Source organism: Pantoea sp. SGAir0183, from assembly GCF_043545505.1.
In genome coordinates this window covers 3,747,690-3,763,286 of the sequence record NZ_CP028053.1, presented here as the reverse complement: position 1 = coordinate 3,763,286, position 15,597 = coordinate 3,747,690, and the positions used below count along the sequence as shown (strand labels likewise).

General features: G+C 48.4%; 18 protein-coding genes and 1 pseudogene. 11 read left to right on the top strand and 8 right to left on the bottom strand.

All coding sequences use genetic code 11. From position 1 onward, the window contains the following. Positions 1-64: 64 nt before the first annotated feature. Entirely contained in the window at positions 65-1,024 is a 960-nt protein-coding gene (locus C1N59_RS17490) for a DNA-methyltransferase (protein ID WP_394549971.1), read from the bottom strand. A gap of 102 nt (positions 1,025-1,126) precedes the next feature. Here C1N59_RS17490 and C1N59_RS17485 point away from each other — a divergent pair, with 102 nt between their 5' ends. The 3 genes and pseudogenes from C1N59_RS17485 to C1N59_RS17475 all read left to right on the top strand — a co-directional run. Further along, entirely contained in the window at positions 1,127-1,345 is a 219-nt protein-coding gene (locus C1N59_RS17485) for a helix-turn-helix domain-containing protein (protein WP_394549970.1), read from the top strand. Then, a complete protein-coding gene (locus C1N59_RS17480; RefSeq protein WP_394549969.1) occupies positions 1,338-1,904 on the top strand; it encodes a restriction endonuclease in 567 nt (188 codons plus the stop codon). Before C1N59_RS17485 ends, C1N59_RS17480 begins: the two co-directional genes overlap by 8 nt. Before the next feature lie 16 nt (positions 1,905-1,920). Further along, positions 1,921-2,081, top strand: a pseudogene (locus C1N59_RS17475) (IS3 family transposase); the annotation flags it as partial. 285 nt (positions 2,082-2,366) lie between these two features. Here C1N59_RS17475 and C1N59_RS17470 read toward each other — a convergent pair. The 3 genes from C1N59_RS17470 to C1N59_RS17460 all read right to left on the bottom strand — a co-directional run bounded on the left by C1N59_RS17470 (position 2,367) and on the right by C1N59_RS17460 (position 4,428). Then, a complete protein-coding gene (locus tag C1N59_RS17470) occupies positions 2,367-2,615 on the bottom strand; it encodes a hypothetical protein (protein WP_394549968.1) in 249 nt (82 codons plus the stop codon). A 328-nt stretch (positions 2,616-2,943) separates the two neighbouring features. Continuing rightward, the gene (locus C1N59_RS17465; protein WP_394549967.1) at positions 2,944-3,753 is read right to left on the bottom strand and encodes a DUF6216 family protein; all 810 of its coding nucleotides are present in this window, start codon (positions 3,751-3,753) and stop codon (positions 2,944-2,946) included. Positions 3,754-4,101: 348 nt separating this feature from the next. After that, the gene (locus C1N59_RS17460; protein WP_394549966.1) at positions 4,102-4,428 is read right to left on the bottom strand and encodes a SymE family type I addiction module toxin; all 327 of its coding nucleotides are present in this window, start codon (positions 4,426-4,428) and stop codon (positions 4,102-4,104) included. A gap of 965 nt (positions 4,429-5,393) precedes the next feature. On the opposite strand from C1N59_RS17460, the gene C1N59_RS17455 reads away from it, so the two are divergent. Both C1N59_RS17455 and C1N59_RS17450 read left to right on the top strand, forming a co-directional pair. Then, positions 5,394-5,708, top strand: coding sequence for a hypothetical protein (locus tag C1N59_RS17455; RefSeq protein ID WP_205955924.1), 315 nt, complete (start codon positions 5,394-5,396; stop codon positions 5,706-5,708). Between the two features lie 2 nt (positions 5,709-5,710). Beyond that, on the top strand, positions 5,711-6,118 hold the full coding sequence (locus C1N59_RS17450; RefSeq protein WP_394549965.1) for an MFS transporter: 408 nt from the start codon (positions 5,711-5,713) through the stop codon (positions 6,116-6,118). A gap of 108 nt (positions 6,119-6,226) precedes the next feature. Here C1N59_RS17450 and C1N59_RS17445 read toward each other — a convergent pair whose 3' ends face one another. The 3 genes from C1N59_RS17445 to C1N59_RS17435 all read right to left on the bottom strand — a co-directional run bounded on the left by C1N59_RS17445 (position 6,227) and on the right by C1N59_RS17435 (position 9,244). Continuing rightward, positions 6,227-6,709, bottom strand: a complete 483-nt coding sequence (locus C1N59_RS17445) for a hypothetical protein (protein WP_152998366.1) — start codon at positions 6,707-6,709, stop codon at positions 6,227-6,229. Between the two features lie 383 nt (positions 6,710-7,092). Continuing rightward, a complete protein-coding gene (locus C1N59_RS17440; protein ID WP_394549964.1) occupies positions 7,093-7,719 on the bottom strand; it encodes a LysE family translocator in 627 nt (208 codons plus the stop codon). Between the two features lie 238 nt (positions 7,720-7,957). Next, on the bottom strand, positions 7,958-9,244 hold the full coding sequence (locus tag C1N59_RS17435) for an MFS transporter (protein ID WP_394549963.1): 1,287 nt from the start codon (positions 9,242-9,244) through the stop codon (positions 7,958-7,960). Between the two features lie 717 nt (positions 9,245-9,961). Here C1N59_RS17435 and C1N59_RS17430 point away from each other — a divergent pair. The 5 genes from C1N59_RS17430 to C1N59_RS17410 all read left to right on the top strand — a co-directional run bounded on the left by C1N59_RS17430 (position 9,962) and on the right by C1N59_RS17410 (position 14,449). Beyond that, positions 9,962-10,177 carry a hypothetical protein gene (locus C1N59_RS17430; RefSeq protein ID WP_394549962.1) on the top strand — a complete coding sequence of 72 codons (216 nt, stop codon included), beginning with the start codon at positions 9,962-9,964 and terminating at the stop codon, positions 10,175-10,177. A 278-nt stretch (positions 10,178-10,455) separates the two neighbouring features. Beyond that, the gene (locus C1N59_RS17425; RefSeq protein ID WP_394550899.1) at positions 10,456-11,652 is read left to right on the top strand and encodes a PfkB family carbohydrate kinase; all 1,197 of its coding nucleotides are present in this window, start codon (positions 10,456-10,458) and stop codon (positions 11,650-11,652) included. Between the two features lie 35 nt (positions 11,653-11,687). Next, on the top strand, positions 11,688-12,608 hold the full coding sequence (locus tag C1N59_RS17420; RefSeq protein ID WP_394549961.1) for a dihydrodipicolinate synthase family protein: 921 nt from the start codon (positions 11,688-11,690) through the stop codon (positions 12,606-12,608). Positions 12,609-12,668: 60 nt separating this feature from the next. Then, positions 12,669-13,160, top strand: coding sequence for a YhcH/YjgK/YiaL family protein (locus tag C1N59_RS17415; protein WP_394549960.1), 492 nt, complete (start codon positions 12,669-12,671; stop codon positions 13,158-13,160). Further along, positions 13,157-14,449 carry an MFS transporter gene (locus C1N59_RS17410; protein ID WP_394549959.1) on the top strand — a complete coding sequence of 431 codons (1,293 nt, stop codon included), beginning with the start codon at positions 13,157-13,159 and terminating at the stop codon, positions 14,447-14,449. Before C1N59_RS17415 ends, C1N59_RS17410 begins: the two co-directional genes overlap by 4 nt. Before the next feature lie 72 nt (positions 14,450-14,521). On the opposite strand, the gene C1N59_RS17405 is transcribed toward C1N59_RS17410, so the two are convergent. Next, positions 14,522-14,941 (bottom strand): hypothetical protein, encoded by a 420-nt coding sequence (locus C1N59_RS17405; RefSeq protein WP_394549958.1) that lies wholly within the window; start codon positions 14,939-14,941, stop codon positions 14,522-14,524. A 227-nt stretch (positions 14,942-15,168) separates the two neighbouring features. On the opposite strand from C1N59_RS17405, the gene C1N59_RS17400 reads away from it, so the two are divergent. Further along, positions 15,169-15,558 carry a lipoprotein gene (locus C1N59_RS17400; RefSeq protein ID WP_058702135.1) on the top strand — a complete coding sequence of 130 codons (390 nt, stop codon included), beginning with the start codon at positions 15,169-15,171 and terminating at the stop codon, positions 15,556-15,558. The last annotated feature ends 39 nt before the right edge of the window (positions 15,559-15,597 follow it).

Genomic DNA, 15,597 nt, shown 5'->3' with positions numbered 1-15,597 from the left:
GAATATAGACCACTAAAACTGAAAAAAAAGAGCCGGGTTAATCCCGGCTTTTTAATTTTTAAAACTAACTTATGACCTCTTTCTTAGAAATCTCTGCGTATTTCATTTTTATTTCGTCCAGCGGTTTGTCTTCAAGAAATCGAAACAGTGATGCTTCAAGATACTCAGGCAATTGCTCAAAGGCTAACCAGTGGCGTTTTTCTTTTTCAGCAACATAACCAGTGGTGTTTGAGCCTGCAAAAATATCTATCACTAGATCTCCAGGTTCAGTTAAGAAACGAATGAAAAACTCCGGCAGTTTTGCAGGGAATCGTGCTGGGTGAGCTTTAATACCAACTTCTTTACATAGTTTTAAGTATTTAGAGCTTGCCTCTGAGTTTGGTATTTGAAGAAGGTTCGATGGGATCGCTCCGCCATTATCCTTACCAAAAGAAGATCCTATATCGTGCCCAGAGGGACGTTTTGCCGGACTATAATAAGCTTCAGGGTTTTTTATTAACTTTTTCATTCTGTCTGAATATTCAGTCAGAACATTACTAACATTAGCTTTTGGCCATTCTGATTTGGACAGCCACCATACAGTGTTTACAGAATCTTTAGTCCTGATTTTTCTCTTGTTCACCCATTCAATCGGAGATGGAAGCTTTGACGGATTAAACCAGAAAAATTCTTCCGCTAAATGGAAACCTATTTCGTCACAGAACTTAATCAAAACTCGGTAGTTATACAAACTGCGTACAGGAACACCTTTTAGATATGCTCCGCCAAGATCAACTACAAATGACCCATCCGGCTTCAGTTTTTGATAAACAAGAGATGCAAACTCAGCCAGCCAGTCAATATACTCATGTTGGTCTTTGTTACCATAATCCTTTTTACGTTGTAGAGCAAAAGGAGGGGAAGTCATCACCAGATTGACAGAATTATCAGGTAGCTGAGCAAGCATTTTTAAGGAATCAGCTACGTAGGCCTCTCCTAACTCTGTCTTATATAAAGGTTTTTCCCTAAATTTTGGTAACAACATGATATCTCTCTAATGGTAGGGCTTTTGAACGAAGGAAACTTATAGTCTGTAGATTCAAATAAGTCAACTATGGATTATTGATGCTTTACCAACCCAGAGTCAATGAGTATGTCAGCCAGACAAAATTTTGCATGGAATCTGCGGAAGATAAGGCAATCGCAAGGTATTTCCCAAGAAAAACTCGCGGATTTGTGTGATCTCCATAGGACGTATGTCAGCTCAGTTGAGCGCGGTGAGAGAAATATCACCGTTGATAACATGGAGCGTTTGGCTACTGCTCTTGGCGTGGATATAAGGGAGCTATTAGAACCAAATGACTGAAACTGTACCGAAGTCTCATAAAGAAAGATTTAATGAGCTTTTTCCTTATGTGAGGGAATACCAGAAATTAGCTTCTGAATATAATATCAATGATATATTCCAAGACAATGGCGGAAAGTATTTACAGTTGCTTATGTTGTTAGATTTGGCAACTGATGGTACGCGCGAAGGAAATGATGCAATTGATGCTGAGGGAAATGAGTACGAGATAAAAACTGTAAATCTCGATCTTCAACGTCAATTTACAACGCACCATCACATGAATCCAGTTATAATTGCTAAATATAGAAAGGTTGACTGGTATTTTGCCGCCTTTCAAGGTATTGAGCTTAAGGTAATATATAAACTCACTCCCGATAAAATGGAGCCGTTTTATAAAAAGTGGGAGGAGAAATGGCATGCAGATGGTGAAAAGGATATTAATAATCCCAAGATTCAGTTGCGGTATGTAATGCAAGTAGGTCAAGTTGTATGGTTGCCTGATGGTATAAAAGATTTTACTATTCCTCCGTTAGCTCGGAGAAGAAAAGCAAATGCTATTTCTACAACAGATGTATAATAATATATATAAAGGCCTGAATGAGCACTGGTTCAGCGATATTGTTTATGCAAGGGCAGGCGGCAGGATTATAATGAGTGCCTTCCCCATTCATCGCTGGATTACCAGGCTCCAGCTGAATTTGCAGCGGACTGGCGAAATGGGAAATATGAAGCAAAACCAACCGACATTACTAACAGAAGGTTGTATTTAATCCTAGGGGCTGGTCAGTTTACTCTCGGGGGTATTCACCAGGTTCCACCCATAATCTTTAAGTTTGTCAATAATAAACCACTGAGCTCTATCAACATCGATAAGATTAGCATGTCCGCTTACAAACGTGACGTAAGCATGAATCGCCGACTCCTTTTTCTTGTAAAAAAAATAATTTCGCAACGGATGCTTCTTCGTTGCATAGACGGGTGCGTTCAGGTCCTGGTAGGTTTCACCCAGCAATGGTTCAAATTGATCATTGGTTAAATCTTATACCTTTGCATTGAGCTCCACCCAATAATGATGCTCATCCCGCGTTGGGTGGCTGCCTTTTACGATGCTGATAACTGCGCGTGGGTAAAGCCAGGTAAAGAACAGTCCAAGGAAAACGGATGCTCCCTGACATGAATTTTTAGGAAAACTATAGAAAAACGGAATCCCTGTTTCATTCAGTTCATCATGCGTTTGGTCAAAGACCAGTCGCAAATCTGTGGCAAACTGAATAGCTAATTTATCCATATCGCTCTCATATTTCTGCATCCATTACCAATATCATGAAAAATAATCACTTCAAAACCACAAAACAAATATCAAAATCGCTATAATTACCAATAACATTATTTTAGTATTGTTCCCAAAACATATCCATAACGCTTCTTTTTTCTTAAGAGTTACATCATCGTGTGAATTAGTTTTCTGTGGCTATCCTCACCATTTTTAATCTCTTTATTTCTAATTTTTTCTATCGATAATTTTAGTTATTCATATTACTCAAATTTTTCAATTCTATCTTTATCAATACTAACTTCTTTCTTAACAGCAATTATTAGGTTTAGATGTGTAGTAATTAATTAGCAGTGTGGATTTTTTTATGATGAAAATAAAAGTGATAGGCATTCAGTCTTCTGAATAAACTCTTTAAGCTAATCATTAACAAAAATGTTGTAAAAGCTGCTAAATATGAAAATATACTTTGACCTTTTATTATCTTATCAACTGCTTCCATCTCGGACTTTTTATAAAACGCAGCGCATAATGTATTTATAGACTCTGGGGCTAATTCAGTGATTTCTGAGTACTTTATTTTTGAGAACTTGTTGTCTAAACAGTTTTCCTTAGTGATTGCTAGTTTGTTAAATACCGGTTTTGCTCTGTCATGATTAATCATAATCCAGGGGTCATTTTTATTAAGTTTCAATATGGCATTTTCAGTAACTCCCCAAGTCAAGAATACGATTGAAACAGAGAAAATTAGTACTGAAAAAAAAGCTAGCACCCATGTTTCAAAAATTGGAGGCCTTACTGGCTTCAAAATATTAAGATCAAACCATCCTTTCATGGAGGAAATCTGGCGAATATCAACCATTTCACTTTCTACCAAATTAATAAATTTTTCAATTTGTGTGGTATTGGTTGCGTTAAAATTATATATGGCATTGAATTTATCAATGTCATGTTGGTTTTTGTGGAAGGAATTAATTAACTCATTATTGAAGCCCTTAGAACCGACGAATAATGACCATAGCTTATCAAGAATACTATAAAGGGATTTGGACTTAAAGTAGAAATAAGACCATATTACTACAATGAGACCTAAGCCAAGCGCTGTTTTGATTGCTGCATCAAACTTTTCAATATGACTAATGTATTCATCCATAAGCCAGTCTCTTTTTTGTATAAAATGATAACAGTTTTTATACTATCATCTTAACGCTTTAAATTTTCTTTGTGAAACTATTTCTATGTGTTTTAATCATTCGTTTTGCTATGTGTGATTGTTTAATTTCTTTTTGATTCAATGGTTTAAGTGAAGTGTTGGGTTTTATTTAAATGCTTGCGTATAAAAAAGATGAAACCTAGCATAACTGAGAAGTTCTTCATCTCAATACTCATTTAGTGGATTTCCTAACTTGATTAAATTAGAGATATCAATTTAGGCCAATCTTTCTAACGCATTCACTGATCTTAAAATGCCTGCCCTAATTAGGGCAGGCACTTCTACTTTTTACCATTCTACAAGCCCAATCGCCTTCATCACCCGCTTTCTCTGCTGCACGGACAGCGAAGCCAGATCCTTAATCGATCCCACCCGCGTCCCGTTTATCACGTCCCTGGGTTTAAAGCTGATAATAATCTGGCACCAGGTGACCTTCACATCCAGTTGCACACCAATCGGAAACCCCGCTTCTTTTAGCCAGCAGCCCTTAAGGGTGATCGCTGGAACGCGGCGATAATTTGGAGTGCGTGTCACATAACCTACGGTCGCATAGCGCTGGGTATAGTTTGGTGCTTTAGGTTCAGTGTGGCCTGAAATACAATCGAAGGCAGTCATGATTACTATTCTCCGTTAATAGTGATTGTGATCAGCGATGCGGATGTGTTGCCCCACATTCGTATCGCGCTAAATGACCGGAATATTTAATCAGGCAGGCGAAAATGCAGCGATAGAGAAAATAGCAAACTGCGAAAGCGTACGCAGAAATTTCACGCAAATCGCAACGCAATCGATCATTTTTAGTGGCAGATCTGAATTCTGATAGTGGCGAAAAGAAGGGGAAATACCCGACCATTTCACGCGTCCTCAGCGTCAATCCGCTATTCTGTGGCCCTTGCCTAAACCGCCTCCGGGACTTTCACCGCGTCACCAAACCCTGACTCCGAAATCCTTCATCAGCCCCTTGCACTCTCCTGGGAGCTCCATAACAATTTCCACATCGGCACCGTCAACGCCTTTAGCCATCCACAGGATCAGCAGCTTCCGCTGGTGAAACGTAATCTGATCGCCGAGCCGTTCGTGACCGTTGCCTCACCGCAATACTTACTGTTGCCAGCTTGCTGACCGGCAGCAACGACTGGGCTTATGAGATCACTAACGAATGTCACTTTTTCAACATTCCCAAATCGCTTGCGGTCTGTGACAGCACGCCGTTACGAAAATCGGTGCTTTCAGGGGCTGGGATTGCCTGCCGGAGTATGTTGTCCAGCGTGATATCTGCAGTGAAAAACGCATCTGCCTTTTTAAATAGATGAAATCATCGAAATTGCTATTAAACCTCTATTATCCGGCCCGCAGCCAAATAGCTGAAGTCAGATGGACAGCAAGAGCGGTACACTCTTCGCCTGATATTGAAATCCTTTCGAATAATCCTGTAATTACGCAGAATGCTTTGCAAATGTGAAGTCTGTTGATGATTACGAAGATGCAGTAAGGCTCCGTTATTACTTTATCCCCTGTGTCGCCGTGTTCTTGATAATCTGGTATACAGACCCGTAACGTTCTTAACGTCAGGATAAAAATTGAAAGTCAGCGAAGAAACCCTTATGCAGGCCGGTTTCACGTTACGTGAGCTGGGCAGAATAAAAAACATGTCACAACGCTCTGGCGATACACTGGGCGAAGCGATTAACGACCTGGCCCGGCGCTTTATTATTGCTGCTGTCGCCGTGACATTTTGCCTGGTCGTGTTCTTTATCCTGCTTGTTTTTGGATCAGCCCAATCGGTTATCCCGGGTGCTCTCGGTCTGGCCTGTGGCGCTGCCGTTGCAGCATTCTCCCAGCCACCTGTTGTCACTTACAAAGCCTGGCGTTTCAGACGCGCTCAGCGCGGCTGACCGTGTGGGCAAGCGGTAAATTTTTAGGTACGCGGCTGGCCAGCTCTTTATCACGTCATCACCTGGGGCCAGGTATCGAGAGGCTGTTCTTTATCGGTGCGGCTCTGATGTCTCTGGGCTTTATTGCCACCTTTCAGCAGACAGCATTGAATCTGGCGCTAGCGTTCATCATTGTGGCGGCCATGAGTGATGGCATTGCGGATGTGTGTCTGATTTCACCTATTCAGCGCGAACCGGACACGCTGAGACTGCCGGTCTTTAGCCTGATGACCTTGTTGCAGATGACGGGCTTTGGTGTGGGCATGCTCATAGTTACCCCGTATTATGTATGGCTTGATCCTGAGCTGCTTATTATCATCTTTCATGGTCTTCCGTTGATGATAGTAGGCGGGTTCATGTGGCAAAAGTGATACAGTTAAGGGAAGGGAGATGTGCTAATAAACGACATCACAGATGTTTCCTCCCGCCATCCCGGTATTATATTGCCCACTGCCAATCGTAGGCAGATATTGTGTAAATCAGATAAAAGGATTTTGACCATCGTAGATGATGTTTATCTGATGAAAATGGATATCTTGCAATGAAATAACCTCTGTTACTGGGCTTGTAGAAGAAATAGGGTGAGTTTCAAGATGACGAGGGCTATTGAAAATAAAAACGATACAATACATAGCACTCAAAACATAGCGCTCCGCGCCGAGAAACAATGAGACGTGAGCATCCCTGCCGTTCATAGCATCTTTAGCGTAGGTCAGATAAACCCCACTTTTGGCCTTAGTCCCTCTGCGGTCAGGATTTGGATTCGATGAGATTTTTCTCTGACTTTTTATCGCATCAAATCCTTCCTTAGATGTGTAATGGATGTAAACCGTTTTCCCGTTAAACATGCCATTATCGATGTGCATTTCGAGGCGATGATCTTTACTAAACACAGTTACTACTCCATTAACATTAAAAAATATTAATGCTTGAGGGTAAGGTATAGAATCGTCAGATTCCATTTTTATCAGTCATTTCCGATTTTTTCAGAATTCATCACATCGTATTGCGTGCAGCAAGGCAACGCATTCTCAATGCGAATGGGGGACGCTCTTTTTCCAATGACAGACTAAAGGCTCCATCCTTAATGACAACCTGCAGTGACGGTCTGCCATGGATTCCTGATTTTTTGTCGACAAGAAAGCGTGTCTTAACGTTTTATATCACCAGGGCAATCCGTTTCACTTTAAAGGTCAACAGCGCATTGGCATTAAATTGTTTCCCCATACCACTCTTTAATCAAAGCGTTAAACCTGATTTGAGTCGCACGTAAATTCTGCTTTATATCTATCTAAATCATTCCTATTAAAGTGTTAAGACGGTTTGTGACGGCACGTAATTGATTTCACCTCAGCGACACCAAAAACCCCACCGCCACCAACGCATAAAACCCCGCACAAATGACATCAAAACTGCGCCGCGCCCGATTGAGATACGTCTCCGCCGTTTGCGAAGCAAAAATCAGCGCATACAGGCTAAATATCATCACCCCGGTCAGTGCGCAGGTGGCAACCAGAACATAGCTCTGCCACTGTGGGGCGCTGCGGGTCAGGCCTACGCTGGTGACGGTGAACCAGGTCAGGGCGGCTTTAGGATTCGTAAGGTGCAACCCCAGGCCTTGCAGATAGTAGCCGCGTAAACGCGTGTGAGAACGGGCGGGACGTGCCGCAAGGTCGCCAGGGCGAAAGGCACTGCGCAGGGCTTTTGACGCCAGCCAGAGCAAATAGGCCGCGCCGAGCAGTTTTAGCCAGACGATAAAACCGTGGAAGGAGACCAAAATCGCAGAGATGCCAAAGGCGGTTAACAGGCCCCAGCACAGGGAGCCGGAGATAACGCCGGTTGCCAGCACCAGTCCGGCCTGACGGCCATCATTCATGGCTGCATTCGCGATGGACAGATTGCCCGGTCCGGGCGAGGCGGTGCCAATGGTGTAAACCAGTAAAGCAGCTAAAAATGAAGACATATCCCACATATTGCATCCCTGACCTGAGAAGAGAATGTATTAACATAACTTTTGTAATTCGCCCGGGCCACTAATATCTGTTGTCGTTCGCACGTCTTAATCTCTCTGTACAGGGTGAGGGCATTTTCCATAGTCTAATCAGTTTTTTGAAGCCCATTTTCACGGGATGGATGCAGTATTCTCTGCGATCAGGAGAAGTGAGAAGCGGCACGCGATGCAGCGTGCCTTCAGCAATACAAAAGAAGTTTTAATGCGATGCCGCCAGCCCGGCCTCTCCTTCATCGACCTCCTTACGCTCCCGAATCAATATCCACAGTGCCGCCGCACCAATAAGGTCAAACACCGCCAGCGCAACGAAGAACGGACCAAAGCCGATAAGGCTGACGAAGGCGCCAATAAACAGGTTAAAGATCAACTGACCGGACCAGGCGCAGGCACCCGCCATACCGACCGCGGTGGCCACCTCGTTTTTTCTGAACAGATCGGCACCCAGGGTGGCGGCTACAGTCGAAAGCAACTGGTGGGAGAAGCCGCCGATGCTGATCAGCAATACGGCCACATAAGGGTTTTCAACGATGCTGACCAGGCCGATAGTGGTCATCAGAATCGCGCCAATCGTAAAGGTAATACGGCGGGAATTAATCAGGCTGGTGCCGCGATCGTTCAGGAACTTCGCAACAAAGCCGCTGGCCAGACAACCCAAATCAGCCATCAGGAAGGGCAGCCAGACGAACATCGCAATCTCTTTCAGGCTGAAGTGCAGGGTTTCAACAAAGAAGATCGGTACCCAGAAGTTAATGGTGCCCCAAGCCGGATCGGCCAGAAACCGTGAGATGCCGATGCCCCAGAAATTACGCTGCTTTAAGATATGAATAACCGAGGTCTTTGCTTTTTTCGTGACATGAAGGTGTTTTTCCTGCCCGCGTTCAATATAGGCGCGTTCCTCTGCCGACAGTCGTTTGGCCTCTTTGGGATCTTTATAAAAGAAGAGCCACACGAAGGCTGCCAGAATCGCCAGTATGCCTGCCACAATGAACGCAAACTGCCAGCTGTGAAACAGGATGCACCAGGCAATCAGCGGCGGTGCCAGCATCGCCCCGAACGACGTGCCCATATTAAATACGCCAGTGGCAATGCCGCGCTCCTTCGCCGGAAACCAGGTGGAGGCGGTTTTGACGCCAGCCGGAATCGCCGAGGCCTCACTGAAGCCCATAATCGCGCGCACCGCCGCCAGGCCCTGCCAGGAGCCCATCAGGGAATGCGCCAGCGTCGCCAGGCCCCAAATCATGGCACAGAGAAAAAAGCCCAGTTTCAGGCCAATGGTGTCAATAAAATAGCCCATGATGGGCTGGCCAATCGTATACGCCAACTGAAAAGCACTGACCACCCAGGAATAGTGCTCCTTACTGATATCCAGTTCTTTCATGATGGTGGGCGCAGCCACACCCAATGCGGTGCGATCGAGGTAATTAATGATCGTAATAAAGCACACCAGGAAAATCATATGCCATCTGTAATGCTTGATCGTTTTCATAAGCAATCCCGTTTTAACCGTCCCAGAATGGTTTCGTAAGATGAATAAGGTGAAGGCGTAATAAAAGCATGAAAATAACATTTCTCCCGTCTCAGTCGGTGCGCGATTCTCTATCAAAAGGGCGAGGTGAAGATGTGAGCAAACCCAATGATTAATGTTTTCTGAATAAGGATCTGTGAATAATGTGAGCGGGTTATCTGGAATGGCGGTGGCAGAATCAACAGGATGCGTTAAAAATTTAAATTTGCTAAGAAATATGGAATTAATTTGCGCTGAAATGATAAAGGGAAAATACGATGTAAAACGTAATAATAAAAATGTGTTTTGTGTTCTCCCGTGTCGTCGAATTTTAAGCAGGAGACGTTGAATAATGAGGGCGGATTGTTATTCATGCCGCTTTCAAAATAACGGCAATACGTAAGACGTCCTGTTAATGAATGTCGATGAACAGCGGGGATATCAGCTGTACTGGCGCATTCACGTATTCATTAAACAGGGCTTTATTTTCACTAAGAGTGAATGAAAATATACAAAACCGTTATAACGGGGAGGGGCGAGAGAATAAAACAGCGTAGTCACTCCGCCTGGCGTTATAAGACGAATCCTGTCAAGGCAGCGCTTGAACCAGCAGGGGTTTCCAGTATGATTTTTAACGTGTCGGGCTCAGGACCGTCTTACCGTAAGGGGGACGCCAGATTTCAGTCAGTGTGGGGTGAGATGAAAATTGCGGTATTCCTGATTGTGTTGTTGGCGGTGTTTATTTTGGTGCCGGATAGCTGGATCCACACCTTACTGATGAGCCACATCACGCTGGCAGGCAATGGCAAAGAGGCGATAGACAGCTATTCCTTTACGCTTAATGCTGTGAAGTTCGCGCTGTCGTTTATTCTGGCTTCGCTGGCTATGCTGGGATGCCCAAAACGCCGACGCTAACCTGTCCTGCCTCACCGAAATCCTCAAACGTGGGTTGAAAGGAGAGACGCCTTAATCCCCCTTGCACGAATCCTCAAAATGCCCTCCCAGTCCTGTCTCGTGACATAAACCTTCGCCGCTTTTCGGCTTTACCGATCTCTCACGTCCGCACGGCCTGTATCGCTGAGATCCCCACTTCACTTCTGTTTGCTTCCGTTTTTCCCAAAGTGCTGAGATCTGCATCACTTACATCCGGCGTGGGCTCACTTAGGCTTTAAGCCCAGGGCGGAGGGACGATGATGTTTCTGGAAGAGCGACGCAATCAGATTTTGCAATGGCTGGACGAACATGAACGCGTCACGGTCAATGGGCTGGCGAACCACTTGAATGTAACGCGTGAAACCATTCGCACCGATCTGCGCGCGCTGGCAGAACAGGGGCTGGTGCAGCGCTGCTATGGCGGGGCCATTGCGCGTCGTCGCAATTTGCAGGAAAAACTGATCAGCGAAAGCAGCCACTTTGACGTCCTGTTGCAGCGGTTAGCGGCGCGCAAAACCACGGTAAAAACGGCGAGCAGGCAGGGCAAGGTCTGTATCCTCGGGGCATTTAATGTCGATATCGTGGCGAAAGTCGCGCGTTTCCCTCAAAGCGGTGAATCGCTGATGGCGCAGGGCAGCACCCTGGGGCCGGGCGGCAAAGGGGCCAACCAGGCGATGGCCGCCAGTTGTGCCGGGGCTCGCGTTCATTTCGTTGCCAAAGTCGGCACCGACTCGTTCAGCCAGTTTGCCTTCAATCACCTCGCTTCATCAGGCATTCACTCTTTTCGTTTATACCAGACCGATACCGAACCCACGGGGAGCGCCATCATTTATGTCTCACAGGACAATGGCGAGAACATGATTGCGATCTATTCCGGGGCGAACACCACGTTAACGGATGCGGAAATCGCGGAAATGACCCACGAACTCGCCGATGCGCAGGTCATGTTGCTGCAACTGGAAAATAACTTCCCGGCCACACAGAGTGCCATCCGCCTGGCACATGCGTTGGGCGTGCGCATCATCATGAATCCCGCGCCGTTTTCAGCAGACGTCGTCAGTTGTCTTCCTCTGATCGATGTCCTCACGCCGAATGAAACGGAAGCGTCACGCCTGTCGGGCATAGATATCCGTGACATGGACAGCGCACGCAAGGCCGCACAGGCGATTGTGGCGCAGGGTGCCTGGCGGGTGATTATCACGATGGGAGCGCGCGGCGCGCTGCTGCTTGATGAGGGGCAGTTTCATGTTATCCCGGCCTTTCCGGCGCTGAGCGTAGATACCACCGGCGCAGGCGATGCCTTTAACGGGGCGCTGGCCGCTGCACTGGCACAGGGACAGCCTTTACTGCAGGCCGCTACCTGGGCCTCGGCTTTTGCATCACTGGCTGTAGAACGGGAGGGCGCAAGCAATATGCCCGCCCGGCATCAGGTCGTGACCCGACTCAACCAACGATAACCCAACCTGGCGCGTGCGCGCTTGCAGGAGAAACCATGAAAAAGATCGAAGGGATTGTGCCCGTCATGTTAACCCCTTTCACGCCGGATAATCACATCGATTACCCTGGCCTGACACGGCTGATTAACTGGTATCTGTCGCAGGGCGTGGACGCGCTGTTCGCAGTGTGTCAGTCCAGTGAGATGCAGTATCTCAGTCTGGATGAGCGCGTGGCGCTGGCGCGTTTCGTTATGGAACAGGTTAGGGGCTGCGTGCCGGTGATTGCCTCCGGGCACATCAGTGACGGACTGGACGAACAGATCCAGGAACTGCAGGCGATGGCGCAGACGGGCATTGATGCGCTGGTCCTGGTGACCAACCACCTGGATCCTCAGAACCAGGGTGAGCAGGCGTTTTATGATCACTTGCATCCGCTGCTGGATGCGCTACCTGCCGATCTGCCTTTAGGGCTGTACGAGTGCCCGGCGCCGTATCGCCGCTTGCTCAGCGATGACGAATTCCGTTTTTGTGCCAACAGCGGACGCTTTGTGGTGCTGAAAGACGTGAGCTGCGATCTGCCGACGGTTGCGCGTCGTGTCGCGCTGGCAGAGGGCACGCCGTTGGCGGTGATCAACGCGAATGCGGCTATTGCCTGGCCCGCCATGCAGGCGGGCTCGCGGGGGTTCAGCGGTGTGTTCACTAACTTTCATCCCGGTCTGTACAGCTGGCTCTATCACCAGGGCGCACAGCAGCCTGAAAACGCGCACGAGCTGTCGCTGTTCCTGTCACTCAGTGCGGTCACCGAAACGCTGGGCTATCCCAAAAACGCCAAAATTTATCACCAGCGTCTGGGGACGTTCGGCAGTGAGCACTGCCGGGTAAACGGGGACAACGTGCTGGAGAAATTCTGGGGCCTCAATGTGCTGCTCGATCAGATTCGTGATGGCAGCACGCTGTGGCAGCAACGTCTTGGCTAAAAAAGGACATCGTCTGTCCTTGCGCTGTTTCAACGCCGATTAATCACACGGGGAAAGAACATGATTGTATGTGATCTTCACGACTGGGCGCGCGAGCGCCATGCGTTTCATCCCATCGTTGACCAGGCGATTCGCTGGATTACCGACAACGATCTCAGCCAGATGGCAACCGGGAAATACGCCATACTGCCTGACGACCAGATGTTCTGCCTGCTTCAGGAGATGGAGACAGAACCTGCCAGCGTCCGTCGCGCAGAATCCCATTTTCGCTATGTCGATATTCAGTACCTGCTTGCCGGGTGCGAAACCATTGGCGTCGCACGTGCCCATCCAGACCTGGTGATAGCGGAAGACCGACGCGAGGAACACGACGTGGTGTTTTATCAGGGCATCACGGATGAAAGCCGCATTACGCTGACCCCCGGCCAGTTTGCGCTGTTTTTCCCACACGATCTGCACCGGCCCGGTTGCGCCGCGCCGCGCGCGCAGGCCATCCGTAAAGCGGTCATTAAAATCCATCTTGATCTGTTTGCTGTGCAGGAGGCGCCATGAAGCTGGCTGAAACAATGGCGCAGTCGACGGTCAGTCATGGAAACGTGACGCTGAAAAGCCGGCTCCGCTGGGGCATTGTCACGTTGCTGCTGCTGGCGGCGATAGTGAACTATCTCGACCGCGCCAATCTGAGCATTGCCAACACGACAATCGCCGCAGAGTTTGGCTTTTCACAAACGGAGATGGGACTGCTGCTGTCGGCGTTTCTGTGGCCGTATGCGCTGGCGAACCTGCCTGCGGGCTGGCTGGTGGATAAGCTGGGGCCGAAACGGATGTTCTCCTGGGCACTGGGGCTGTGGTCTGGCTTTACCGTGCTGACGGCATTTGCCAACAGTTACAGCTATTTCTATGGTCTGCGTATGCTGCTGGGCGTGTCAGAATCGCCTTTTTTCACCTCTGGCATCAAAATCACCCATCGCTGGTTTGGCGACAGTGAACGCGGCTTACCCACGGCCATCATCAACACGGGCTCCCAAATCGCCAATGCGATAGCGCCGCCGATTCTCACGGTGCTGTTGCTGACGCTGGGCTGGCGCGGCATGTTTATCGCGATTGGCGTAATGGGCTTGCCGTTACTTCTGGCCTGGTGGCGGTTTTACCGCGATCCCGATGCCCGGGAAGAGGCTCTGCTTCATGGTGGCCAGCCCCACCGCGCCTCCCCCGAGGCGAAAACACCGGCTCGCTGGGGCGCGCTGTTCCGTCACAGCACCACCTGGTTCATGGTCATTGGGAATTTCTCGATTATGTTCACGATCTGGGTGTATCTCACCTGGCTACCGGGCTATCTGGAAAAATCGCTGGGCTTTAGCCTGAAAGCCACGGGCTGGATTGCCTCAATTCCTTTTCTGGCCGGTATACTGGGCGTGCTGGTGGGCGGAATGCTCTCGGACAATCTGGTGCGGCGGGGCGTTAAGGCCATCACCGCGCGCAAAGTGCCCATCGTCTCCGGCGCGGCACTGGCCGCCTGCTTCGTAGCCCCCATCCCGTTTGTGAACAGTACGCCGCTGGCGATTGGCTTGTTGGCGCTGGGCTATTTCTTCTCGCAGATGCCGCAGGGCGCACTCTGGACACTGGCCAGTGATATTGCTCCGAGATCGCAGGTCGCCTCCTTAGGCGCTATCCAGAATTTTGGCGGATTCCTCGGCGCGGCAATGGCGCCCATCGTGACGGGCATCATTCTGGACAGCACGGGGAAATTCACCAATGTGTTTTTGCTGGGGGCGGCGTTGTTAATGCTGGGCGCGCTGAGCTACGGGTTATGTGTTCGTAAACCTCTTCAGGCGACGTAAACCATCAGGCTCAGGCCAGGATGATTCACCTGTCACAACTGACGGTCACAGACCGTCAGGTCTTGCCATTGATCAGGCAGCGTGATGAGGACGCAGGCGGAAATAACCGGCGGAGAGGTCGCCGGGGTATTTCGCATCTGGCTGATCCTTATTAAATGAAAAAGCCGTTGGGCTATTTCCGCGCTTTTTAGCAATGACGGGCAATAACGCCCTGATAAAGACACAATATTCCCCAGTGCTATTTTCTGTCGGATGAATTGTCCACCCGATAACGTTGCCTGCGCGCAGTAAACCGGCTTCCGGATTAAGTGAGAAAGACGCAAGATCGCCCGACAGCCTCAGCGCGTGGATACCGGCAGTACCTACGGGGGAAACGAGTACGGCTGAGTTGGCGCAGTGCGCTGTCACTCTCCGGGCGCAGGCAAACAGGCTCGTCTCCTGTCTCGGGACATTGTCATAATCACGCGGTGAGGCGCGGCTGGCAGAAAACATCCCGCCGCACGTAATTACAGCAGAACCCCAATCCGCCTATTCGCTTCTTTAATTAATTTTGTTGAAGTGAAAGAGTAAATATAAGACCATTGCGGCCGTTTATCGGGCCATCAGCCAACACTGGTTGCGTTTAATTTAACGCAAATAAGTCCTGCATGGTAATAATGATAATTATTTTCACGCTAATGATTTTGTTCTTATTAACTTCACACAGACAGGTATGTTGAATGAAAAAGTATATGAAGTGGTTCGCCGCGATAGCGGTTGTGAGTGCGTTATCAGGCTGTGCCCGTACGGCACCAATTGCCCAGATTCACACCACGCTGGCGGCAGGCTACACGCAGGAACAGGTTAAAACCGCGATTTTGAAAGCGGGCGCACTGCGCCAGTGGACCATGACGCAGGCCGGTCCGGACGTCATCAACGCGAGTCACCAGAGCCGTGATCACAGAGCCGAAGTGCGCATTAACTACTCGGCGGGTGGTTATGACATTACCTATGCGCGCAGCAATAACCTGATGGCATCAGGCGGCGAGATCCATAAAACCTATAACCGCTGGGTACAAACCCTGGATAACGACATCAAGGCCACGCTGTCGGCAGGCGCAAAACCGTAATTATTTTTAAAGTCGGGCCCGTCATGGCCCGATAAACCT

Bases quoted from the DNA above. Each gene is read 5' to 3' on its own strand.
- C1N59_RS17460 (WP_394549966.1), bottom strand. From the start codon at position 4,428: ATGACTGCCTTCGATTGTATTTCAGGCCACACTGAACCTAAAGCACCA.
- C1N59_RS17405 (WP_394549958.1), bottom strand. From the start codon at position 14,941: ATGTTTTCTGCCAGCCGCGCCTCACCGCGTGATTATGACAATGTCCCG.
- C1N59_RS17410 (WP_394549959.1), top strand. From the start codon at position 13,157: ATGAAGCTGGCTGAAACAATGGCGCAGTCGACGGTCAGTCATGGAAAC.
- C1N59_RS17440 (WP_394549964.1), bottom strand. From the start codon at position 7,719: ATGTGGGATATGTCTTCATTTTTAGCTGCTTTACTGGTTTACACCATT.
- C1N59_RS17485 (WP_394549970.1), top strand. From the start codon at position 1,127: ATGAGTATGTCAGCCAGACAAAATTTTGCATGGAATCTGCGGAAGATA.
- C1N59_RS17445 (WP_152998366.1), bottom strand. From the start codon at position 6,709: ATGGAATCTGACGATTCTATACCTTACCCTCAAGCATTAATATTTTTT.
- C1N59_RS17465 (WP_394549967.1), bottom strand. From the start codon at position 3,753: ATGGATGAATACATTAGTCATATTGAAAAGTTTGATGCAGCAATCAAA.
- C1N59_RS17470 (WP_394549968.1), bottom strand. From the start codon at position 2,615: ATGGATAAATTAGCTATTCAGTTTGCCACAGATTTGCGACTGGTCTTT.
- C1N59_RS17430 (WP_394549962.1), top strand. From the start codon at position 9,962: ATGAAAATTGCGGTATTCCTGATTGTGTTGTTGGCGGTGTTTATTTTG.
- C1N59_RS17480 (WP_394549969.1), top strand. From the start codon at position 1,338: ATGACTGAAACTGTACCGAAGTCTCATAAAGAAAGATTTAATGAGCTT.
- C1N59_RS17400 (WP_058702135.1), top strand. From the start codon at position 15,169: ATGAAAAAGTATATGAAGTGGTTCGCCGCGATAGCGGTTGTGAGTGCG.
- C1N59_RS17415 (WP_394549960.1), top strand. From the start codon at position 12,669: ATGATTGTATGTGATCTTCACGACTGGGCGCGCGAGCGCCATGCGTTT.
- C1N59_RS17490 (WP_394549971.1), bottom strand. From the start codon at position 1,024: ATGTTGTTACCAAAATTTAGGGAAAAACCTTTATATAAGACAGAGTTA.
- C1N59_RS17435 (WP_394549963.1), bottom strand. From the start codon at position 9,244: ATGAAAACGATCAAGCATTACAGATGGCATATGATTTTCCTGGTGTGC.
- C1N59_RS17420 (WP_394549961.1), top strand. From the start codon at position 11,688: ATGAAAAAGATCGAAGGGATTGTGCCCGTCATGTTAACCCCTTTCACG.
- C1N59_RS17425 (WP_394550899.1), top strand. From the start codon at position 10,456: ATGTTTCTGGAAGAGCGACGCAATCAGATTTTGCAATGGCTGGACGAA.